Here is a 20,975-nt window from a genome sequence, read left to right as displayed (position 1 = left end):
CAGGTGGACAACTTCCGGTCACGTTAGTAACCTAGTAAAATTCCTAATTTCAATTACATTTTGTTAAAAATAAAACCCCCTTTCCTTTAACAGCAAGGGAGTCATTCAACTTTTAAGTGGATTGGCTGATAAACTCTCTTAATAAACCTTTCCATCAATTTTTTGAGGATTTTTTTACGACGTATGACCAATGTCGTTACAATTGCTTTTCTCTCTTCACTTGTTACATTCCAATCGTTAGGAATCAGCGCCACTATTTCTTCTATTAAATGAATCGGGAGTGTTTGGATCATTTCTAGCTGCTCATAAAAATCCTGCTCCTTCTCAATAAAACACGCCATGATTTGGTGTGTAGCACTTTTTAATAGCGTGACTGGAAGCGCCTCTAAATCCTCCGCCACCCAATTGTAAGAATCAAACACCTCGGCATGATCGATAATCCATAAATGATAGGAACCTTGCGCATTATCACATAACACGATGTTTTTCCTTGTTCGATCACGGTTGCACATCCAATAGTCGAAAAGAATAATACCTGCAAGGTTTTCCCGGTTGGAAATCGCAGGAACTTCGGTCACTTGATGACCATCAAAACAATCTGGTACATAAAGGCTAGCAAATTGAAACTGCGTCTGAGTTATTTGAGAGAGTTCAGGAATTCCAGCGGAAAACTCTTTTGGGATTTCTACCAATTGTGCAAAGGGGATCGGCAGGTCGAGGTAACGTGCCAGGCAATAAGCAACCCATTCGTTCGCAAGCGTTTTTTCAAAACCAGGCTGGAAGTACTTCACCACATAATCCCGCCCGTCATCAAATGTAATTAAATGAGCATTCGATTTACCTGCAAGTGATTTCTTATAAGTGACTGGCTGAATCATTGTTCTTCCACCCCACTATCGTTTGAAGGAACGTTGCCAACAATCTTTTTCAACAAATGTACATATTGCTCTGCTACCACTTCAATGGCAAACCTTTCATGGACACGTACCATGGCTGCTTCTGACATTTGTTGCTGCAATGCTGGATCATCTATGATACTAGTAAGCTGGCAGATGGCATCTTCAACATTTTGACCCCGAAAAAGCAACCCATGTTCTCCATGGACAACCAATTCGGTGACAGGCATCATCTTTGAAGCAACCACTGGAACTCCGCATACCATCGATTCAATAAATGTGTTTCCAAATGATTCCGTCTTTGTTGTGGCCAGTGTGCAGCCGCCAGATTGTCGAATTTTCGCGTAAACATGCGGCATGTTCTGATATGGTATCACCGGAAACCATTTGATAATATCAGTAAGGTTCTCCTCCTGCCATTTCGCAGCGAATTCCTCCCGCTGGACACTTTGAGCGCCGCCAATGACCCAGAATTCTATATCATCCCGATGGCTTTTCATCAGCTTAGCCACTTCAATGAGCATTTGCCAGTTTTTTCGTTTGTCCAATCTGCCAATCCAGCCAATAATTTTCTTATCTTTTGGAAGAATCGGGTCACGGTCAAACAGAATCTCTTCAGTGGACAAAGCTCGATAAAAAGAAGTATCAATTCCGTTGTAGATGACATGAATCGGAATTTCATCCGTTAGAATAGAAACTAATCTTCTTTGATAGTGTGAAGGAACGATGATTGCTTCCGGAACGATCCCTTTAAACGATTTTAAGTGAGGCTTTAACTTTAACAACTCTGGTGTACGTGCCTCAATCAATACAGGACCTTTATATTTTGCTTTACGAATCCATTTAAAGGCTGCACCTGTGTCAACCACAATAATGGCATCATAGTGGTTGTCTTGAATTATTTTAATAATTTCCTGTTCATCCTTGGTTAAATAGACGGGAGCAACATCCTCCATAATATGAAGGCCGCCGTGATCAGTCGTATACAAAAACTCCGTATCAATTCCCTGTTTTTTAAAATAAATCGAGCGGTTGCGCCAGCCGGCATTCACCCCGCCAACTGTGAGCAGACGCCAAATTACTAATATTTTCATTTTCGTTTCTCCTCGTTTCATTGGGCTCCTTCCTCAGGTAATGGTTTGGTTCCTAAACGACCCTATTTACTACAAATTCTGTTAGTGACCCCTTTTTTTATTTTTATTTTTAGCTCGCTTCCGATCCTTATCATGGTGTCGGTCGCGATTATGATGTCGGTCGCGATCATCGTATCGATCTCCTGAGTAGCGCTTACCACCCTTAGCGCCTTTGCTGCGTCTACTTTTTTCTCCGTCGGAGTATTTTCCTTTATCGTGTTCACGATCATCTAGAGAGTGACGTTCGCCTTCTGGGTGTCTTTCCTCAAAGTCTTGTTCAAGTTTGTCCCAATGTTCATCGATTTTGGCCATGACTGTTTCTGGATCTGCCCCGCGTGCAAGCATCGTTTTGATCCATTCTTCCTTGAAAACTTTATGAACAAGACCCTGCAGCAAATTCACATAATTTTTCTCATCCGCTGTTGTCAACAGGCTATTACTAAGATTTTTAATGGAATTTTTATCCGGTTCCTCGGGAAGAAGTAAAGCAGTTATTTGCCGGGAGATTTCTTCCATGCGAATGTAGTGTAGCCACTCCGCATATAACTCCGGTGCCATTTCTTGAACATGTGTCATAAAGATGGCTTTATTTTCTTCCCCTAAGGAAGTCAATAATTTTCGTGGGTATGGATAGACGCGATCACGCCAAATGGTTCTCGCAACATCAATGACCTTTAAACCTCCATCAGGCTGCAGGTAAATCTGCCGCTTATGATGGTCTATTCGCTCATATCCAATTTTCTTAAACGTGATTAACATTACAATTAATCTTGCAGAAAGTGCCTGTGTTAATGGCTGCGATTGCAAATACTCGCGTAAATCTACCCCCCTAATGATTTCCATCACAATATAGAGAGGTCCTTTCCCATAAAGTATTGGTAAAAGTGAAGTGTGCTGCCCCAGGGATAAAGCATAATATTCACGGTCGCAATCTTCCGTATTCCCGAACACCTTTACACAGATGTCATTCGTTAATTGGAAAACCGCTCCTTGGCGCCCCTTTCCCATCATTACTAATGGTGTGTTATTAACCACTTCCACGTCAGCATTAACCAAATTGGTTACTTTAATGTTGTTCATCCACTTTTCTAAATCATTCTGATTATACATATATTTCCTCCTTCCTTTACAAGTTAAAGCATGATTAAATAAAGAACACGGCAGTTCAGCATGCTTGTCTTATTTAAAGACCACGTTTTTTACTGCCTACTATATTAAATTCAATTGGATGAGAAAGTGTAAAGGCAATTGACTATATATTGTAAAATGTATACATAAATGAATCTTACCTTTGTTTGATAATCATTATCGATATCCACATTTTGTTAAAAAAATAATGAAACTTGTTTAACATTTAATAAAATTCCTTTCAGCCATATTTTCTTCCGATAATACTATTAAAGTATCTGAAGGTAGGAAAGGAGATTTTATGTATACAAATGAGAACACAATCGTAAATGAATCTCAGCTCATACAGAGTAGGTTATATCTAAATCAATTAATTCGGTTTTTTTTTGATTTACCGCCACATCGGAAAGCTTTATTAGATGTTTCAAATCAAATGCAGTTTCAGTCACTATGTAAAATCAGTGATGCATGCGGGCTCATCCAAAAAGGAATCCAGCTTCTCCATACAGACAATGGTGAGTATATGAAACAATTACAAGCAGAATATAACCGGCTGTTTGTAGGCCCAAATATGTTACCTGCTCCTCTTTGGGAGTCGGTGTATTTAGGTCAAGAACACCTCTTATTTAAAGAAATAACCCTTGCGGTTAGAGAATGCTACCACCAATATGGTTTATCTTTCATCCGAGAAGGGAACGAGCCTGAAGATCACATTGTAATAGAATTAGAGTTTCTCAGCTTTCTGATTCAAAAAACAGTAGGAGTCAATGACAAGGATACGAAAAGTAAATGGTTGGACGAGCAAGACTCCTTCCTAACCAATCATCTTTTAAAATGTGGCCCTCATCTTTGTGAAATAATGAGCAAATCAACATCTTTTGAATTATACAAAGGAACTGCCTTACTTTTGGGGGAGTATCTTAGCCTGGAATCTGAACTAATACAATTTTTGAAGGAGGCACTGAAGGATGAGTGATAAAAACATATTTACACAAATTGGCGAGCGAAAACTTTCACGTCGGTCGTTATTGAAATGGACTGGCATTGCCTCTGTTCCTGTAATTGCTGGCGGAGTCTGGTCCACTAAATATCTATCTGAAAATAAGAATATTGTTGAGGCAAGTGAAACCATCGTCCCTACCTGCAGCACGTTAGACTGCGGCGGAAAATGTATGATTAAAGCTCACGTCAGAGATGGGGTTATAACAAGAATCAGTGCCCGGACTAATACGGATCTAGATGAAGCGAATCCATATATGAAGGCATGTGTAAGAGGCCGCTCTTATCGGAAAAATCAATACCATCCAGACAGATTAAAATATCCAATGAAGCGTGTGGGCAAACGGGGTGAAGGTGAATTTGAGAGAATTACTTGGGAAGAAGCCGTTGCTACGATTACCAAAGAAACGAAACGATCACGGAACAATATGGACCTGCAGCAAGATATGTTCATCAGGGAACAGCTGCTACTGGCGGTACAATCGGAGGTGCCCAGCTCGCTAGAAGACTAATGACTTACTTAACTATTACCATTCCGTCAGTATGGGCAATACAGCAGCTGCTACCCCTTACACCTATGGTACGCACCAAACAGGAAATAGTCTTGATTCTCTCATAGATTCAAAGCTCATCATTTTGTGGGGACATAATCCTTCCGAAACGATTTTCGGAAATACTCTTCATTATTATAAAAGACTAAAAGAAGCTGGGATTAAGATTATATCCGTGGACTCTAGGTATTCTAATACGGCAGTTGCTTTTGCTGATTAATGGATTCCTATATTACAGGTACAGACAATGCCTTGATGGATGCTATTGCCTATGTGATTGTCAAAGAAAACCTTCATAACAAAGAATTTCTTGATACCTATGTGGTTGGATTTGACGAAGATCATATGCCAGAAGGCATCCCTGCGAACGAATCGTTAGTTTCTTATCTTTTTGGCAAAAAAGATGGAATCGTAAAAACACCTGAATGGGCTGAAGCGATTTGTAAAGTGCCAGCTTCACGAATAGTTGAGCTTGCCCGGGAATATGCAACCGCCAAACCTGCCGCTTTGATACAGGGCTGGGGTCCTCAGCGTCATGCTAGTGGTGAAAGAATTGCCCGCGGCGGTACGATGTTAGCTTCAATCACCGGGAATGTTGGAATCTCCGGCGGCTGGGCCTCTGGTTATGGCGGTATCCCAAGGAAGTTCCCGATGGGTATTCCGGTCCCTGAGAATCCAGTTAAAGAAAGCATTTCCATAATGAACTGGACAGACGCGATTACGGATGCCAGTAAGGTCACTCCGGAAAATGGACTTAAGGATGGCGAAAAGCTGACGTCTAACATTAAATTAATCTATAACTTGGCTGGAAATTACTTAATTAATCAGCAGCCTGATATTAATAAAACGAAAAAAATTCTCGAAGATGAAAGTTTAGTAGAGTTCATCGTTGCCAGTGATCACTTTTTAACCGAGTGCAAAATATGCAGACATTCTATTACCAGAGACTACTTTCTTTGAACGTTGGAATATCGTTGAGTCGTGGGCTTCAGGAGATTATATAATTCTCTCTGAAAAAGTAGTGGAGAATTACTATGAATCTCGTTCGGACTATGACTGGTTATCCGAAGTGGCCGAAGGGCTTGGTGTCGGCAAAGAGTTTACCGAAGGGCGCGATGAGATTGGCTGGATTAAATGGATCCTCGATGAAACGAGAAAAGATGAACCAAGCACCCCGACCTTTGAGGAATTTAAGAAAAAGAGGATCCATTACTGGCGATACGATGGACCAAGGATTGCCTTCAAAGACCAAATTGAAAATCCTGCCAATCATATGCTTTTAATGGGTCTTCCGCGCCCTCCCACTCAGGGATATAGATAGGAATCGCAGGAATTTCACTATGATTCATATCGTATAAACGTTTTGGGAATATCTCAATTTTTCCCGAAGGTGTATCAATACAAGTACCCGCTTCAGTGTATTACGTGGAAAGGGAGAAACCGAACCAATTCAATGTATGCCAATCACCCATGGTTAAAAGAAGTGGCCGAACAGGTCCTGTGGATAAACCCTGCTGATGCAGAGGCGTGGGGCATAAAAAAAGGTGATAGTATCAAAATTTATGACCGCGGAACCATCATGATTCCAGCTGAAGTTACCCCTCGTATTATGCCAGGTGTAGTAGCAATGCAGGCTGGTGCATGGTATCAACCAAATAAAGACGGTATAGATACTGGAGGATGCGCAAACGTCCTCACCAGCCAGCGGATCACCCCACTGGCCAAAGGAAACGCCCACCAAACCATGCTAGTCGAAGTACAAAAAGCATAACACCACACCCAAAGTCAACACCAAAAAGCCGGTTTTCTTTTGAAAACCGGCTTTTTTCTATCCACACTGTCCGCCTGGGGTGGAAAGTGTCTTTTTGCAGTGCCTGTCACCTTAAAATTATTGAAAAATTAACAATTATCCCCATTATTTATTGTACAATTAAAGTACAGGGTCAGTTTTCTAGGAGGTATGCATGAACGCTTTAACGAATCATTTAATTGTTGTTTCATTTGATTGTCTTTCGGCGTTAGATTTTCCGTTTTTGCAAACGTTACCCCACTTTAAGACGATCCTTGAAAAAGGGTCATATGTTGAAAAGGTAGAAACTATTTACCCTTCTGTAACGTATCCTTGTCATACAACGGTTGTAACAGGAAATTATCCGAATCGGCATGGAATCATGAATAATACCCTGCTTCAGCCGGGAAGAACTTCACCGGATTGGAACTGGTTTAGAAAATCTATCTCTGGCACCACTTTATACGATGAAGCGAAAAAGGCAAACTTGACAACAGCCGCCTTACTTTGGCCAGTAACCGGTAAAGCCAATATTGATTACAATTTGCCTGAAATTTTTCCAAACCGGCCGTGGCAAAATCAATTTCTAGTTTCGCTAAGAGCTGGCAGTCCATGTTATCAATGGGACCTCAACCAACGGTTCGGTCATCTTCGCAACGGTTTAAATCAGCCAGAATTGGATGACTTTGTTTTAGAATCCACCGTACATACGATCAAAACAAAAAAACCGAATTTATTACTCGTACACTTTACCGACTTAGACACCCAGCGTCATGAATATGGTTTTTCTTCCAATGAAGCCATTGCCGCCATCCATCGGCATAATGACCGGCTCGGACGTATCTTTGAAGCTTTAAAAGAAAGCGGCATTTATGAAAATTCTACCATCGTCGCTCTAGGTGACCACAGTGCCTTGGATGAGAACAAAGCACTAAACCTAAATGTACTTTTCCATAAACATAACTTAATTACCTCCAATACCAAAGGGATAATAAATAATTGGAAGGCCTACTGTAAAAGTTGTGATGGCTCAGCATATATTTATGTAAAAGACAGACACGATAAAGAAACAATTTCTAAAGTAAAAGATTTATTAAACTCATTGCTTTCCGACCCCGAAGCGGGTATTGAAAAAATACTAAGTGCTGAGGAGGCTGCCAAAATGGGTGCAGACGGTTCCTGCGCATTTATGGTTGAAGCAAGAAAAGGTTTTTATTTCTTAGAAGATTTTCAGGGAGATTATGTAAAAACAATTACCCGAGAAGATGTTCTATCTGACCATAAATACACATTAGCCTGTCATGGATATTCTCCTAAAAAGCCGGAATACTCTACCATTTTTATGGCAGCAGGAATAGGAATTAAGCAAAAGACAATCGTTCCCGAGGCACGCCTCATTGACGAAGGACCTACATTAGCTAGACTTTTAGGAGTAGATTTGGGAGCCACTGATGGAAAAATGATCGAGGAGCTTTTATTATTAGACGACAAATAAATTGGAGGAAACTGCTATGAGTCGATTAACGAAGCAAGAAAAAAGCTGGGTTTTTTATGATTGGGCAAATTCGGCTTACTCGATTTTAATCACAACTGCCATCTTTCCCTTGTACTTTAAAGCAGCTGCGGATGGAGCAGGACTTGCCGGATCTACGTCTACTGCTTATTTAGGTTACGCCAATTCCTTTGGAACACTTCTCGTTTCGATTTGTGCCCCCATCTTAGGAACCATTGGAGATTTTAGGGGATTAAAGAAGAGACTTTTCACCTTTTTCGTGATACTAGGTATTGCTTTTACGGCAATGCTAGCTGTTGTCCCAAGTAACCAGTGGCTTATTCTCTTGATCTGTTATATTGTCACTGTCATTGGCTTTGGAGGGGCAAATATTTTCTATGATGCCTTTCTTGTAGATGTTACTAGTGAAGAACGTATGAATAAAATATCGGCGCGCGGGTTCGCAATGGGTTATATCGGAAGCACTATCCCTTTCATTATCGGTATTGCTCTTATTCTATTATCACAACAAGGGATTCTGCCCTTATCTGTAACCATCGCAACGCAAATCGCCTTTGCCATTACAGCTATTTGGTGGGGTACCTTCACCATTCCAATGTTAAAAAATGTTGAGCAGGTATATTATGTCGATCGGGTAGCTAAGCCGATATCGACCAGCTTTAAAAAGGTCTTTCAAACGCTAAAAAGGATTAAAGCTTACCGTCCTTTATTTCTTTTCCTAATTGCTTATTTCTTTTATATTGATGGTGTTCATACCATTATTACGATGTCTACTGCCTATGGTACGGACCTTGGTATTTCATCCACCAACCTATTAATCATTTTATTTGCAACCCAAGTAATCGCCGCTCCATTTGCGCTTGTTTACGGAAAGCTCGCGGATAAATTCACTGGAAAAAGAATGCTATTGGTTGGAATTTTTATCTACATCATTATTTGTATCTATGCTTATTTCATGAAAACAACCTTGGATTTCTGGATTTTAGCCATGCTTGTCGGGTCCTCGCAAGGTGGAATTCAGGCGCTCAGCCGGTCTTATTTTGCAAAGCTAGTGCCAAAGGAAAATGCAAACGAGTTCTTTGGGTTCTACAATATTTTTTATAAATTCGCTTCCATCCTTGGTCCGGCTTTGGTCGGTTTCACTGCCCAAATAACAGGTAATACAAATGCCGGTGTGTTTAGCTTGGTCATTCTATTTATCCTTGGAGGCGCCGTTTTACTGCGAGTCCCAGAAACCACCGAAAAAATTCAAGTAAATAATTAAAAACCTAAAGAAAGAAATGCCTTGGGTTCCGCACTCAAGGCATTCCTGTTTATGCAAAGAAATCTTTCGTTAGTATCATTTCTTTCTCAAGATGACTGGCTCGAATCCCAAATTTAGGTCTCAGCTGCCCAATATCTTCACCAAGCAATAATTTTATTGCTAAGTAAGGAAGATTAAGACCTGTTAAGCAGCTAAAATGCATCCCCCCGCTCATGCGCGGATTGATTTCAAGTAATTTCGGGACACCCTGATTATATTTAACCTGAATATTAAAGATATATGGAATTTGATAATGCTGATGGAATCGGTGGGCAAGTTGAATCAACTCATGATGATTGATCATTTCTCTAACCCTGCCTTCCCCTTTCATCCTTGGGATCGCAGCGTATAACTGCTGATTAGACGCAACACAGTCAATGCTGTATTCAGGTCCATCTAAATATTCCAATACCATTAGATCCGGAAAAACCTCTTGCTGGCTTAAAATCTCACATGCATAATGGTATGGCAGACGGCGGCTGCTGGCCCTTCTAAACAGTTGGTCAATACTTTCAATCTTATCCTCAATAACACGAAAACCCGTTGCGCCTTCGCCTATTACCGGTTTAAAACAAACAGTATGGCCTTTATCCCTTAACGTTTGATACGCTATTTTGAAATCATTTAAATTATTGACCACGTAGAAATCAGGAATCGAAACGAGTTCAGCCCCTTCCTCTTCCTTTTGCATAATTGAATGATAGGCAGCGGCTTTATTATCCAGTGTCTCCATGATTTCAGAATCTGGACAAACCAGCACTTTCACTCCAATTGCTTCAAAATCAGCCAGCCTTTTCGAAATCAGTACATTTTCTTTTCTAGGAATGAAAATATCTATCTTATGCTTACGGCAAAATTCAAGGCAAAATTCAATGTATTCATTGCCAGATACGGCCGGTTCCGTGAAAGCAAAATCACAATATTGCAAATAGAGAGCATCGCTACTCGGATGAGTACCAAAAAACTCAAAATGCCGTCCCTCTTCATTCTTACGAATCAACTCAATAAAATGGGTAACCGTCGTAAACCACCTATTAAACCAAATCCTCATACGCAACCTCTTTCTCGTTGAAATATTCAAACTAAAAAACTTTAAACATTATGGCCTATAACCTCCACATTATACATTTTATTCATAAATCGGTGTATAAAGGGGAAGAAAATGTATAAATGGTGACAGGCACCGTTTATAATGAATCAAAAGGGGGATGGTTTTATGTGCGGACGTTTTACGTTAACGGCTACGGTTGATCAGTTGATTGATCGTTTTGATGTTGAGTTTTTTCTTCAGGAGGAGGCGTATTCTCCCAATTTTAATGTGGCACCTTCTCAGTCGGTTTTGGCTGTTATTAATAATGGGTCACAGAATAGGATGGGGTTTTTACGATGGGGGTTGATTCCTCCCTGGGCAAAGGATATGTCGATTGGGTATAAATTGATTAATGCCCGTGCCGAGACCTTAAAAGAAAAACCAAGCTTTCGTAATGCCTATAAGAAAAGACGTTGTTTGATTGTTGCGGATAGTTTTTATGAATGGAAAACTATCGATAATAAAAATAAGATCCCGATGAGAATCAAATTGAAGTCCAATGATTTGTTTGCCATGGCAGGTCTTTGGGAGAATTGGAAGTCACCAGAGGGAAAATCGATTTATTCCTGCTCAGTGATTACCACGCAGCCAAATGAGTTAGTTCAAGATATTCACGACCGGATGCCTGTGATCTTAAAACCAGAAGATGAAAAATTTTGGCTTGACCCTTCCATTACCGACACAGCTAAGCTCCATCATTTACTGGAACCGCTGGATAAAGATTTAATGGAAGCCTATGAAGTAAGCCCTCTGGTTAATTCACCAAAAAACAATTCCATTGAGCTGATTCAAAAAATCTGCTAAAACAAATGGCAGTAGCGCCAGTGGGGCGAAGTTACACTGGCGCTTGACGCTTGAATAAATAAAAAAAATGCCTGAACCCGCGAAGGGTCAGGAATTTTTATACGAGAGCGATTGTTGCATTAATTTTCATCACAAAGCTCATGATGGCTGTCGTATCTAAATTCGAAGTATCCTCTGTTATGCCATTCACTTTTTTAACAATTTGCCTTTCAATAAAGTTCATTTTACTTACCAGGAATTCTCCGCCAAAAATTCCGTTTGCAACCGACACTTTCCTCAATTCCTCTGGGAATGCCATATCAAATTGTTCTAGAGCTGTTTGTCCATCGTGCCAGCAGCAGAGAAATAGACCCAGTTTTTTTGTTACTAGTTCATCAGAATGTTTGCCGATAAATTGTTTTATTTTCCCCTGAATACTTCCTGCATGGATAGAGCCGCCGATGATTACAAAGTCATAATCTCTGACATCAAAAGTAATTTTATCCCGTTTTAGATCTACCGCTAAGACGTCTCCCTCCATCCACTCACTTAGTAATTGGACAGCCTTTTCTGTTGTGCCATGTGATGAGCAATAAACAATCAATGTCTTCATAAATCATCCTACCCTCCATGGAGAATTTGTACATTCTAAATCCAACCTGCATTCGGTCTTTTATTGTCTTTATCCTAAGTATAATACAGACATAATAATTATCCGCAAAAAATATTGGCAATATTTCTACAATATATCTCCCTCATCGCTCCATTCCATATCTCCCATATCACCACACCAAAAACTGGGTGATTGAATAGAATAATCGAAGAATAATAATCACGAGGTGATAAAGTGAATTCCTTTACCTTACCAATTGTTTTGTCAGGACCAATGGTTCGAAGAGCCGATTCTACAGAAATTACGATTTGGATTGCAACAAGTAAAAGTTACCGGATTCTTGGGAAAATCTTTGGAATCACTTCAATCAAGGATTCCAAGTCTTATGAGTACCGTCTTATCCATACAAAAACAGAGACACATACAATACGGATGGGGAAACAATTGTTTATCCATTTACTTAAACTCACCCCATATAAAGGAACATTTCCAACAGATACTTTACTCGGTTATAATCTCCACTTTAAACGAGGCTCGGAAATACATGATTTACAGACCCTTGGTTTCCTCTCAAAAGATAGTCCTGGCTCCATTGTATATGGCAATTTAGACTATCCTTCCTTTTATCTCAACAGTTCCTCCCAAAACAGTAATATCCTATATGGTTCTTGTCGAAAGCCACATGGTGAGGATGATGATACACTCGCGTCAGCCGACCTTTTAATAGAAAAAGAATATACAAATTTAAAAATCCGGCCTAATACACTTTTTCTATTAGGAGACCAATTATATGCAGATGATGTAGCAAATCCATTGTTTCCGGTTATATCAAGATTAAGCAAAGAATTAATGGGAACCGGAGAACAGCTTGAATTAATAGATGACCGTCTAAAAAATGAACCCTTTCACACAGCATTAAATCAAATCAATGGCAGAAAATATATTATGGAGAACTTTTGCCAGTTCACCTCTTCACATTCCAACAACCACCTAATGAAATTTGGGGAATATGCCGCTATGTATCTACTAGTATGGAATCCCGACCTTTGGAAAGTAGCGCAAGATAGTGCCCTTTTCGAATCCTTCGAGGAGTTAGTCAAAAACCAGCAAGTTCATTTTGTTTTTCCTGATGAAGCACGGAATAGTAAGGAGCACAAAAAAGAACGAGCTACTTTAAAAAATGAATTTACTATACAACAAGAAGCGCTGATTTCTTTTCAGCATTTTTTATATCGAGTGCGCCGTCTCTTTGCAAACATTCCAACGTATATGATGTTTGATGACCATGATATTACAGATGATTGGAATATCTCCTATAACTGGAAGAAGAACGTAAGCACTTCCCCGCTAGGGAGTCATGTAGTCGCCAATGGCCTGGCAGCTTTTTGGGCCTTTCAAGGATGGGGAAACTCCCCTGAAACCTACGATGAAAGATTCCTTTGGATGATGAAGTCATACTTTAAATTGCTAACCATTGGAAAAATGAATACGCATCGTGAGGATTGGCAGACAACTCTATGGAACTATGATAATTGGCATTTTGTAGCCCCCACTCATCCAAATGCAATATTCCTAGATACACGTACAAAACGTGATTATAATAGTAACCCTAGACCTTCGAAATTTGGGGAAATAATCGAGGAAACCACGAGGGCTCCACTGCTTTTGAGTAAAGACGGATGGGAAAATGTTACAAACACTCTCTTTAAAAGCGGGTGGAATAGTGGCAGCCCATTAATCATTGTCTCGCCTTCTCCACTCTATGGATTAGGGCTAATTGAAACGTTTTTACATGATTTTGTTTATCCACTCCGGGTTTTAGGTGTTAATGTTCAGACTACTTTTGATTTTGAAGCTTGGAAATATAATGGGAAAGGATTTACTGAATTTCTACACTATGCAGCCTCCTGGGAACCAAGCAAGTGTATTATTTTATCTGGAGATGTTCATTATGCCTCCGCCGTCAATGCCAAGATTACATTTAAAGATGGACGCAAGCTGACACTTAATCAACTTACCAGCAGTCCATTGAAAAACATGAGTTTTGGCGGTGTTTGGGGAGCTTTGATGAAACAGATCATGGCATTAAATGCGTTAAAAAGAAAAAACAACGAAATCAATCGTATATGTACTCCTTCATATTACATTAAAGAGGTTGAAGAGGAGGATAAGTCGGAAACTTATTTATGGAAGGATCAAATAAAGTATCAATTATTAGACAATAAATCTATCATTGAAACAAAGAACAATCTTGGCCTGCTGTTAGTAAGAAGACGATCAATAAAAAATATCTTACTAAACCCCGATCACCCCTTATTAAAATAGTAAAAAGTGCTCCATAGACAGTGGAGCACTATTTTTCAATAATCTTTCCTTCTTCTGTTATAAAAAAGACCTTGGCCTCTTCATTCATTTCGGCTTCATTATATCTTACTTCAATAAATACAGGAAAACGAGCCTCTTGCAAGTATTGACGTAGTTTCTTTATTTTCTTCATTTCATTTTGTTGATTAATTTTTGTCCAGCTTGCTTTAATATCTATAGGAATAGAGGTAGAGAGCATCGATATGTTCATTTCCTCATAGGATGGTATTTGGGGACCAGAGAATTCTCCCTTATTCTTAATTTGTTGGGCTTTAAACATTCTCTCATCCAGATTCGGAAATAATTCCTTAATTTGTATTTTAAGGTTACTGGCTAACTCACTATCCCACATTACTTTCGGATAATTATCTGAGTAACCGCGGGGAGCATTGCTGACTTGTTCAACGATAAATAAGAGGTTCGAATTCTCTTTTGGATACGCATATCCTTGGTAGGTTTCGCTTAAAAAATTGTAGCTAATTTTCCTAAGGACAAAATCTGTCTGATATTTCTCAGTGATATAGTTTTGCATGTGTTTTTTATGTTTTTGTTTCTCCCAGGGTGTCCCATAAAAAACGGAATAAGCATAAAAACTAAATAACAGAATTAGTCCAGCAAATACCATTAGGATAATTTTTGTAGCCTTTATCTCCTTCACCCCTCAGTTGTCAGAATATTATAACTATATTATTCTATGCTATATTTTCTTATTCCTTCATCAAAAATCATCTAATAGCATAAAAAAAATCGTACATAAAGTACGATTTTAGCTCAAACTTATTTCTTCATTAACTTGTGTATGGTCACCAGAACCTCGTCTAAAACTTCATGGTCACCTTCCTGAATTCTTTCAATCACACATGTTTTTAAATGGCCTTCCAGCAAAATTTTTGCAACGCTATTAAGCGCGGATTGCGTTGCTGATATTTGTGTAATAACGTCATCACAATACGTATCCTTCTCAATCAAACCTTTAATTCCACGAATTTGCCCTTCAATCCGATTGAGTCTTGTAACGAGATTACTTTTCACTTTATCAGAATGATGACTTTTTCGATGGCTGCCCACCGTCCCGCAGCAAGATTCATCTGACATTTCTTCTTCATTCACATGGTCAAAAGACATTTGATCACCTCATTTTCCACTATTATATCATACCCCCGTATCGTAACGCGAAGGATTTCCAAGTAGTCGTGTTTGTTAAACTTGTCTGAAAAATTGCCTGCCATTTGGAAAAAGAAATGGCCTTATTTAATGCCTAGTCTTCCTTCTATGAACGTCTCTAGTAAATTAAGCTTGCCGTTTTTATTTCCAAAAGACAAAAGTAATTCCTCTGCCTCATCGGCTTGTTTCATTTTCGCAATTTCTCGATGAAGACCTTCCATTTTTCGATCCAAACCAGCAGCCATTACAGCAGTTGCTTTTAATTCATCCAGCATTTTTTGTGGGATTTCTTTATTATATTTATAATAAATTTTATGTTCTAGGCTCGCCCAAAAGTCCATGGCAATGGTACGAATTTGAACCTCAACGAATGTTAATTCTTCACGGTCAGACATGAATATCGGAATTTCTACAATCATATGTAGACTTTGATATCCATTTGGCTTGGGATTTTTTATATAATCTTTATATTCCACAACTCGAATGTCCTTTTGCTTCGTAATCATTCGACTCAATTCATAAATATCAGAAATAAACGAACATGTTATTCTCATTCCTGCAATGTCTTTAATGTTTTCCTTAATACTATCTAAGGAAAAATCAATACCTTTCCGCTGTACTTTTTTAAAAATACTTTCGGGTGACTTTAACCGTGAATTTACGTGTTCTATTGGATTATAGTCATGAATATAATTAAATTCATCTCTAAGAATGTTAATCTTTGTTGTCATTTCATCTAATGCAAATTTGTATGCCATCATAAAGCGAGTTAGCTCTATTTTTATGGTTTTAAGATTCTTAAAATCAAAGTTGTCCATAAATCGCGTTACTTCCTTCCAAACATCTTTACTCGATGTTTTCATCTAGTTTAGCTTCGTGTTGCAATTTCATTATCACATCTGGAGGAAAAATCATACGGCAAATCACTTTTGCAACCTCATGGTAATCGGCCTGTTTTCCGCACTGTTTCATTTTTTCAGGTGCATTCTCCGCTAAAATCATCATTGCCCATGTTACAGTATTCAAATCGATGTCCTTCCAAATAAGCCCATGATCATAGGCCTTTTTTATTCCTGAAAGAATTCTATCGTATATTTTCCGCTTCGCTGCAGTCAAAACTTCCGCAAACTCTGTATCCTTTGCCAGTATTTCAGGGAGCAGCCGCTGTAGTCCCAGCTCATTCAATCTCCTATCATATGCTTCTAAAAGTCCAGCTAAAGTGCTTTCTGGATCTCGAACACCCCATTTTGGCTCAGGGGGCATTAACATTTCAATCTGGTCCTCCAACAAGGCCATTAACAGCTGTCGTTTATCCGAAAAGTACCGGTAAAAGGTACCGGTGGCAACCCCTGCATTGGCGGCGATCTCTTTTGCTGTTGTTTGCTCATATCCCTTCATAATAAACAAAGCATATCCACTTTTAAGTAACAGTTTTCTTTTTTGTTGAGCCCGTTCTTGTTTCGGAACAATGGGGAACTCGCCAACCAGATGGTCCTCTCGGTCTGACATTTATCTCACCTCATTACTAGTATACCATAAAAACAAAAAGTGAACCTTGGTTCATGTTTCTATTGACAGACACTCTTTTCCATGTAATACTTGAACTATAGTTCATGTTACCAACTATGTTCACACCCCTTGGCATAGATTGATAACATGAACAAATTATTTATTTATTTTTTGAGTTTTTGAGCCTTTTTACTCGCTTTTCATGCTTTATTTCATATATAATATTTTATAATTAACTTTGGAAGGTGTTGATTAATATGGCAAATCAATCTGATAAAAAAGATATCTCCATAAACTCAAGCGTTTCACTAAAGGGAATTGTAAAAGCCATTTTCAACGATACCGTACACGTACAAATTGGCGGGAAGATTATTACATTACCAAAAGCTGATTTCATGTTAGATAAATCTATGAGTTAATATGCTTTTCCCATAAAAGAAAGCCCGTTGTCTTGATGACAATGGGCTTTTTATTGTTTTGTTATCATGATTACAAGCTCGTAATTGGAGGATATTGCTTATTTTCTAAGAATGTCAGAGTTATTTTACTGAGCGACTGTGTCAGCAAAGCTCACAGCTTTATATGGCGTTATATCGACTTTGTTTGGAAAAAATTACAGTGTTATCATTAATATTGTAATAAAAAAAGCCAATAAAGGCGATAAACCGGAGGGATTCATTATCCATTATTTGAAATTAAGGTACACCAATGAAATGGAAAAAGCGATGCTTAGTGCTCACGGGGTATGTTATGAAGATTACAAACGGAAGCATAACGTTAGAATGGAAGTTGAAAAGAAACGCGAACAGGATTATCTTAACTGCAAACGGCTGGTAGCTGACATAGATTCTAGATTACATGGATGATAGTTAATTAAAGTAAATCAGGAGCCTCCATCTTTGGAGGCTCCTGATTTATCGTAATAAAAAGATTGTTTTGTAATTAGGTCTTGTTATCATCCGCATGAGATACGCGGATTCATCCGCATTCTCTTTTCGCTTACCATTTAAAAAGTTTATTATCGCCCGTGAGTCTCGTATCCCCATTCCATGACCAAAGAATTTATCATTGCCAAAGAAAATTACATTTTCTGCCCTCCACCATGGCTGCTTAGGGTCAAAATCTGGATTATTGAAATGTAATACATCTCCAATAATGAAATCCTCCCCATCTTTTTGGTAAACAGGGAGATCCTCATCAAATTGCCAATCCATTAAAAAAAGACGTTCGAAGTAGGTATTAAATGCCCTTGGTCCAATGGTAAAGAGGGTCGCAAGGTATAAAACGATGGCAATGGCCGTGGCACATTCAAAGGCATACAATTTTCCATGTTTGAGTATATCTTCAATCCCTTCGGAAGGATTCACCCCCTCCCGCAATAAAAAACCGCCGTTTGCTAAGCGATACCAATACTTCTTATTTGGAAAGGAATAAGCAAAAGTAGTAAACTTTGCACCGCTATCGTTTAGAGCGGTCGCTGCTTTTATCGTATTCGCTCTAAATAATAATTCGAATTTGAGTTGCTGCAATGATTCATAGTAGTAGATTACAGGGTAACTCGCCATTTGTTTGATGATTGCTTTTTGCTCACTATTTGTGATTTCTTTACTCAAGTCCTCTGGCTTAAGAAGCATCCCATTTAAGCTAATCATTTCATACCCCCTCCTTACACCATATGACCTTGCTCCTAATTACATGCATGAAAATAGCCAGTACCCCTTTTCAATGGAACTGGCTGGAGAGATTAACCTTTTCGAATAAAATGGATGATGATTCCACTTAAAGTGGAGCCAATCGCTGTAATACCAAAAACGATGAAGTACAGCCTTTCCGCCAAGTCTGCCATTCCCTGCCCAGGGAAAAATTCTGCCTTCCCATACATCGTAATGGCGGCTAAGAATAAAATCATTGACGGAATCCAAATGATCCAGTGAGGTTTTATTTTTATCAATATAAACGGGATGACCAATCCAATAAGAAACAATACGAAGAACAACATAGCTTCAACCCTTCCAGATACCTTTATTCATTAGACGCATGAAGGAGAGCTATCGTTTCGTTTCAGAGATGGGAAGAAAGCCCATTTTTCTAGATTAATATAAAAAAGCTGGAAAGAAACAACAAATGAGTTTCTTTCCAGTTTACCTAGTTACCTTAAACGCGTAACCACCGATACATTATTTAATTTTCCTCCTGAACTCGATTCAATTGTAAGTGTTTCTCCTGGAGAAACCACTATTGAACTTCCAGTTTTCCTAACTGTCCAACTTCCATTACTGCTTGCAGGCGCTTTACCAATCAGTACAGCTTTTGGATTTGTTAAATTTCCTTTATAAACAGAAATCGTTACTCCTCCTACATCACTATTACCAGTAACTGTCAAGATATCATCTGTAGTATTAGCCTCTGTATTGTTTTTGCTGTAAATAGCAGATTGAACGGTAAGAACATCTGGCGCAGGTGTAATGTTGACAATGGATTCATTTGTCGAAGACTGACCATTCAAGCCGGTAACAGTTAATTTAAAGCTTACTGGAATAAACTGTACAGGGAACGTAAACGTTGGATTCGCAGTAGATGGATCGCTTAGTGTAACTGCAGGACCGCTTACCTGCTCCCAATTAAAGGTCGCTGCACTGGTTGAAGCACTTCCATCCAGTGTTACCACAGTGCCTTGTTTAACGGTCTGATTTGCACCAGCATTTGCCGAAGCAGGTACTGTTGTAACATCCACTGGCAGCGACTCACTTCCTCCTTTAGCAGAGGTAATTGTAATAGTTGGCGGAATTCTTTCCGGTTTATTAAGTACAAGTGTTCCAGAAGATGGAATATCTCCAAAACCTTTTGCAGTAAGCGTTGGCTGACTTAATTTATCACTAGATGCGGCCGTGATAATGAGAGAATCAGAATTTGTATCATACTTGGCCGTCCCTGTTATGTGATCAACAGGTTTTAGCTCTTTAGTACTTTGCGGATTATCAGATTTATTCGTTACGGTTACTGTGGCCGGCACAGCACCTGTAAATGGCACATGTCCAAAGTATTGTCCATCTTTACCTCTCATTGTGGTTGCGCTCATTCCGTCACCCGTAACGTCAATCGAATACTGGGCGTCTTCTTCTGTAGAAGCAAATACATCAATCGTACCACTGCCCGCAGTATCCTGGCTGTATGTAGCTCTCATGACATCAACACCAGCAGTTGTAGCATATTTCCCCATTAGACTAAATAAATCTGTCTGGACACAGTCTGGTCCACAAGTACCATCACTACCAATTCCTGGTCCTTGAATTCTAAAGTAGTTTTGTTCCTCAGTACCGTTAAAATAGCCATTTATTATCTTATGATCAATGCCCGGGTCTCCTGCATACCCTTCCGGCAGACCACGATCTCGTACATCCCACTCTAGGAAAGTACCAATTCGACTTTTCTTTGCTCCTTCAAAACCGCCATTGATCCCAATATCTTCTACAAATCTTATTTCACCTGGGTCATTTACTCCAGTTTCATCCGGATCCGCAGGAGTAGCAATAATTTTATCGACACCATAAGGATGAGAGATGGTATATGCTTTACCGATTTGTAAATCGTCTATTCGAAAACGTACCCTTCCGAAAACAATTTGATCTCCATCTTGTACTATTTCATTTGCCCATGCAGCTTCAAGAGCGAAGGTTGCAACAGCATCCCCACCTGATGGCAAGGTAAATTCTGCACCAGCTAATTGATAAAAGGCTTCTCCATGGAAATTGCCATTCTTCACTGAAAGCTCACCTACTGCAAATTCTCCGGCAGCAAAACCACAAAGAGGATCAGTAGCATCTAAACAAAGCTCAAACCTCTTGCCATTTGAATCTTTATACCAAACAGGATAACCATACTCCCCGATTGGCCCCGCTTTTTGGAGTTTTGGAATTTTGTCCATTGACACAAGGTATTCTGCTTTTGCCCCATTATCTCCCCAAATTCCACTGCTAATTACTAATACTGCTGTGATGGCTAAAAGAATAACACTTCTTAAAGTTGACAGTTTCTTTCTCTTCCTTCTCTTACCTCTTGGCAACATTTACTCCCCACCTTTTCTCCCTATTTCCCTTATAAAATCCTAGTAATCTTTATGTCTTCATCCCTATTTCCCCT

General features: G+C 39.2%; 24 protein-coding genes and 1 pseudogene. 13 read left to right on the top strand and 12 right to left on the bottom strand.

What is annotated here, in order from left to right:
• Positions 1 to 101 precede the first annotated feature (101 nt).
• The 3 genes from AC2TFD_RS11755 to AC2TFD_RS11745 form a co-directional block, all read right to left on the bottom strand.
• Complete coding sequence (locus AC2TFD_RS11755; RefSeq protein WP_335509087.1) at positions 102 to 878, bottom strand: HipA family kinase; 777 nt, start codon at positions 876 to 878, stop codon at positions 102 to 104.
• Positions 875 to 1,990 carry a glycosyltransferase family 4 protein gene (locus tag AC2TFD_RS11750; RefSeq protein ID WP_335509086.1) on the bottom strand — a complete coding sequence of 372 codons (1,116 nt, stop codon included), beginning with the start codon at positions 1,988 to 1,990 and terminating at the stop codon, positions 875 to 877. The genes AC2TFD_RS11755 and AC2TFD_RS11750 overlap by 4 nt, the downstream gene beginning before the upstream one ends.
• A gap of 81 nt (positions 1,991 to 2,071) precedes the next feature.
• Positions 2,072 to 3,139 carry a serine/threonine-protein kinase gene (locus tag AC2TFD_RS11745; protein WP_335567747.1) on the bottom strand — a complete coding sequence of 356 codons (1,068 nt, stop codon included), beginning with the start codon at positions 3,137 to 3,139 and terminating at the stop codon, positions 2,072 to 2,074.
• 319 nt (positions 3,140 to 3,458) lie between these two features.
• Between AC2TFD_RS11745 and AC2TFD_RS11740 the strand changes: the two genes are divergently transcribed.
• The 9 genes and pseudogenes from AC2TFD_RS11740 (at position 3,459) to AC2TFD_RS11700 (ending at position 9,273) form a co-directional block, all read left to right on the top strand.
• Positions 3,459 to 4,133 carry a TorD/DmsD family molecular chaperone gene (locus tag AC2TFD_RS11740; protein ID WP_335509082.1) on the top strand — a complete coding sequence of 225 codons (675 nt, stop codon included), beginning with the start codon at positions 3,459 to 3,461 and terminating at the stop codon, positions 4,131 to 4,133.
• The gene (locus AC2TFD_RS11735; RefSeq protein ID WP_335567749.1) at positions 4,126 to 4,668 is read left to right on the top strand and encodes a molybdopterin-dependent oxidoreductase; all 543 of its coding nucleotides are present in this window, start codon (positions 4,126 to 4,128) and stop codon (positions 4,666 to 4,668) included. The genes AC2TFD_RS11740 and AC2TFD_RS11735 overlap by 8 nt, the downstream gene beginning before the upstream one ends.
• Before the next feature lie 31 nt (positions 4,669 to 4,699).
• Entirely contained in the window at positions 4,700 to 4,927 is a 228-nt protein-coding gene (locus tag AC2TFD_RS11730; RefSeq protein WP_335509078.1) for a molybdopterin-dependent oxidoreductase, read from the top strand.
• Positions 4,927 to 5,667, top strand: coding sequence for a molybdopterin-dependent oxidoreductase (locus AC2TFD_RS11725; RefSeq protein ID WP_335567750.1), 741 nt, complete (start codon positions 4,927 to 4,929; stop codon positions 5,665 to 5,667). Before AC2TFD_RS11730 ends, AC2TFD_RS11725 begins: the two co-directional genes overlap by 1 nt.
• Positions 5,639 to 5,725: pseudogene (locus AC2TFD_RS11720) on the top strand (hypothetical protein); the annotation flags it as partial. The gene AC2TFD_RS11725 and the pseudogene AC2TFD_RS11720, both read left to right, overlap by 29 nt.
• Positions 5,726 to 5,728: 3 nt before the next feature.
• A complete protein-coding gene (locus tag AC2TFD_RS11715) occupies positions 5,729 to 6,028 on the top strand; it encodes a hypothetical protein (RefSeq protein WP_335567751.1) in 300 nt (99 codons plus the stop codon).
• Between the two features lie 42 nt (positions 6,029 to 6,070).
• Positions 6,071 to 6,478, top strand: coding sequence for a molybdopterin dinucleotide binding domain-containing protein (locus AC2TFD_RS11710; protein ID WP_335509070.1), 408 nt, complete (start codon positions 6,071 to 6,073; stop codon positions 6,476 to 6,478).
• Between the two features lie 193 nt (positions 6,479 to 6,671).
• Positions 6,672 to 7,991 (top strand): alkaline phosphatase family protein, encoded by a 1,320-nt coding sequence (locus AC2TFD_RS11705; RefSeq protein ID WP_335509068.1) that lies wholly within the window; start codon positions 6,672 to 6,674, stop codon positions 7,989 to 7,991.
• A gap of 16 nt (positions 7,992 to 8,007) precedes the next feature.
• Positions 8,008 to 9,273 carry an MFS transporter gene (locus AC2TFD_RS11700; RefSeq protein ID WP_335509066.1) on the top strand — a complete coding sequence of 422 codons (1,266 nt, stop codon included), beginning with the start codon at positions 8,008 to 8,010 and terminating at the stop codon, positions 9,271 to 9,273.
• A gap of 49 nt (positions 9,274 to 9,322) precedes the next feature.
• Here AC2TFD_RS11700 and AC2TFD_RS11695 read toward each other — a convergent pair whose 3' ends face one another.
• Entirely contained in the window at positions 9,323 to 10,363 is a 1,041-nt protein-coding gene (locus AC2TFD_RS11695) for an ATP-grasp domain-containing protein (RefSeq protein ID WP_335509065.1), read from the bottom strand.
• Between the two features lie 165 nt (positions 10,364 to 10,528).
• Between AC2TFD_RS11695 and AC2TFD_RS11690 the strand changes: the two genes are divergently transcribed.
• Positions 10,529 to 11,206: an SOS response-associated peptidase gene (locus AC2TFD_RS11690; RefSeq protein ID WP_484675690.1), complete on the top strand. Its 678-nt coding sequence runs from the start codon at positions 10,529 to 10,531 to the stop codon at positions 11,204 to 11,206.
• 97 nt (positions 11,207 to 11,303) lie between these two features.
• Here the strand turns inward: AC2TFD_RS11690 and AC2TFD_RS11685 are convergent, their stop codons facing one another.
• Positions 11,304 to 11,798 (bottom strand): flavodoxin domain-containing protein, encoded by a 495-nt coding sequence (locus AC2TFD_RS11685; RefSeq protein ID WP_484675689.1) that lies wholly within the window; start codon positions 11,796 to 11,798, stop codon positions 11,304 to 11,306.
• Between the two features lie 234 nt (positions 11,799 to 12,032).
• Between AC2TFD_RS11685 and AC2TFD_RS11680 the strand changes: the two genes are divergently transcribed.
• Positions 12,033 to 14,123, top strand: coding sequence for a metallophosphoesterase family protein (locus AC2TFD_RS11680; protein WP_484675688.1), 2,091 nt, complete (start codon positions 12,033 to 12,035; stop codon positions 14,121 to 14,123).
• A 28-nt stretch (positions 14,124 to 14,151) separates the two neighbouring features.
• Here the strand turns inward: AC2TFD_RS11680 and AC2TFD_RS11675 are convergent, their stop codons facing one another.
• From AC2TFD_RS11675 to AC2TFD_RS11660, 4 genes are all read right to left on the bottom strand, one after another.
• Positions 14,152 to 14,820: a YfjL-like protein gene (locus AC2TFD_RS11675; RefSeq protein WP_484675687.1), complete on the bottom strand. Its 669-nt coding sequence runs from the start codon at positions 14,818 to 14,820 to the stop codon at positions 14,152 to 14,154.
• 119 nt (positions 14,821 to 14,939) lie between these two features.
• On the bottom strand, positions 14,940 to 15,287 hold the full coding sequence (locus AC2TFD_RS11670) for a metal-sensitive transcriptional regulator (RefSeq protein WP_335509053.1): 348 nt from the start codon (positions 15,285 to 15,287) through the stop codon (positions 14,940 to 14,942).
• A gap of 122 nt (positions 15,288 to 15,409) precedes the next feature.
• Positions 15,410 to 16,144 (bottom strand): GTP pyrophosphokinase, encoded by a 735-nt coding sequence (locus AC2TFD_RS11665; protein WP_484676298.1) that lies wholly within the window; start codon positions 16,142 to 16,144, stop codon positions 15,410 to 15,412.
• Between the two features lie 28 nt (positions 16,145 to 16,172).
• Entirely contained in the window at positions 16,173 to 16,835 is a 663-nt protein-coding gene (locus AC2TFD_RS11660; protein WP_335509051.1) for a TetR/AcrR family transcriptional regulator, read from the bottom strand.
• Between the two features lie 257 nt (positions 16,836 to 17,092).
• Between AC2TFD_RS11660 and AC2TFD_RS11655 the strand changes: the two genes are divergently transcribed.
• Positions 17,093 to 17,254 (top strand): hypothetical protein, encoded by a 162-nt coding sequence (locus AC2TFD_RS11655; RefSeq protein WP_335509049.1) that lies wholly within the window; start codon positions 17,093 to 17,095, stop codon positions 17,252 to 17,254.
• Between the two features lie 138 nt (positions 17,255 to 17,392).
• Entirely contained in the window at positions 17,393 to 17,701 is a 309-nt protein-coding gene (locus tag AC2TFD_RS11650; RefSeq protein WP_484675686.1) for a YuzK family famiily protein, read from the top strand.
• A 48-nt stretch (positions 17,702 to 17,749) separates the two neighbouring features.
• On the opposite strand, the gene AC2TFD_RS11645 is transcribed toward AC2TFD_RS11650, so the two are convergent.
• From AC2TFD_RS11645 to AC2TFD_RS11635, 3 genes are all read right to left on the bottom strand, one after another.
• Positions 17,750 to 18,487: a protein-glutamine gamma-glutamyltransferase gene (locus AC2TFD_RS11645; RefSeq protein ID WP_335509045.1), complete on the bottom strand. Its 738-nt coding sequence runs from the start codon at positions 18,485 to 18,487 to the stop codon at positions 17,750 to 17,752.
• 92 nt (positions 18,488 to 18,579) lie between these two features.
• Positions 18,580 to 18,834, bottom strand: coding sequence for a hypothetical protein (locus AC2TFD_RS11640; protein WP_335509043.1), 255 nt, complete (start codon positions 18,832 to 18,834; stop codon positions 18,580 to 18,582).
• A 150-nt stretch (positions 18,835 to 18,984) separates the two neighbouring features.
• On the bottom strand, positions 18,985 to 20,901 hold the full coding sequence (locus tag AC2TFD_RS11635) for a PKD domain-containing protein (RefSeq protein WP_484675685.1): 1,917 nt from the start codon (positions 20,899 to 20,901) through the stop codon (positions 18,985 to 18,987).
• Positions 20,902 to 20,975 lie beyond the last annotated feature (74 nt).

The sequence above is a fragment of the Neobacillus sp. plas4 genome, assembly GCF_057221695.1.
Note: the sequence above shows the minus strand (reverse complement) of the source record. Positions and strands in the feature narration are given on the sequence as shown.

Bases quoted from the DNA above. Each gene is read 5' to 3' on its own strand.
- AC2TFD_RS11755 (WP_335509087.1), bottom strand. From the start codon at position 878: ATGATTCAGCCAGTCACTTATAAGAAATCACTTGCAGGTAAATCGAAT.
- AC2TFD_RS11750 (WP_335509086.1), bottom strand. From the start codon at position 1,990: ATGAAAATATTAGTAATTTGGCGTCTGCTCACAGTTGGCGGGGTGAAT.
- AC2TFD_RS11745 (WP_335567747.1), bottom strand. From the start codon at position 3,139: ATGTATAATCAGAATGATTTAGAAAAGTGGATGAACAACATTAAAGTA.
- AC2TFD_RS11740 (WP_335509082.1), top strand. From the start codon at position 3,459: ATGTATACAAATGAGAACACAATCGTAAATGAATCTCAGCTCATACAG.
- AC2TFD_RS11735 (WP_335567749.1), top strand. From the start codon at position 4,126: ATGAGTGATAAAAACATATTTACACAAATTGGCGAGCGAAAACTTTCA.
- AC2TFD_RS11730 (WP_335509078.1), top strand. From the start codon at position 4,700: ATGGGCAATACAGCAGCTGCTACCCCTTACACCTATGGTACGCACCAA.
- AC2TFD_RS11725 (WP_335567750.1), top strand. From the start codon at position 4,927: ATGGATTCCTATATTACAGGTACAGACAATGCCTTGATGGATGCTATT.
- AC2TFD_RS11705 (WP_335509068.1), top strand. From the start codon at position 6,672: ATGAACGCTTTAACGAATCATTTAATTGTTGTTTCATTTGATTGTCTT.
- AC2TFD_RS11700 (WP_335509066.1), top strand. From the start codon at position 8,008: ATGAGTCGATTAACGAAGCAAGAAAAAAGCTGGGTTTTTTATGATTGG.
- AC2TFD_RS11695 (WP_335509065.1), bottom strand. From the start codon at position 10,363: ATGAGGATTTGGTTTAATAGGTGGTTTACGACGGTTACCCATTTTATT.
- AC2TFD_RS11690 (WP_484675690.1), top strand. From the start codon at position 10,529: ATGTGCGGACGTTTTACGTTAACGGCTACGGTTGATCAGTTGATTGAT.
- AC2TFD_RS11685 (WP_484675689.1), bottom strand. From the start codon at position 11,798: ATGAAGACATTGATTGTTTATTGCTCATCACATGGCACAACAGAAAAG.
- AC2TFD_RS11670 (WP_335509053.1), bottom strand. From the start codon at position 15,287: ATGTCTTTTGACCATGTGAATGAAGAAGAAATGTCAGATGAATCTTGC.
- AC2TFD_RS11665 (WP_484676298.1), bottom strand. From the start codon at position 16,144: ATGGACAACTTTGATTTTAAGAATCTTAAAACCATAAAAATAGAGCTA.
- AC2TFD_RS11660 (WP_335509051.1), bottom strand. From the start codon at position 16,835: ATGTCAGACCGAGAGGACCATCTGGTTGGCGAGTTCCCCATTGTTCCG.
- AC2TFD_RS11655 (WP_335509049.1), top strand. From the start codon at position 17,093: ATGGCAAATCAATCTGATAAAAAAGATATCTCCATAAACTCAAGCGTT.
- AC2TFD_RS11645 (WP_335509045.1), bottom strand. From the start codon at position 18,487: ATGATTAGCTTAAATGGGATGCTTCTTAAGCCAGAGGACTTGAGTAAA.
- AC2TFD_RS11640 (WP_335509043.1), bottom strand. From the start codon at position 18,834: ATGTTGTTCTTCGTATTGTTTCTTATTGGATTGGTCATCCCGTTTATA.
- AC2TFD_RS11635 (WP_484675685.1), bottom strand. From the start codon at position 20,901: ATGTTGCCAAGAGGTAAGAGAAGGAAGAGAAAGAAACTGTCAACTTTA.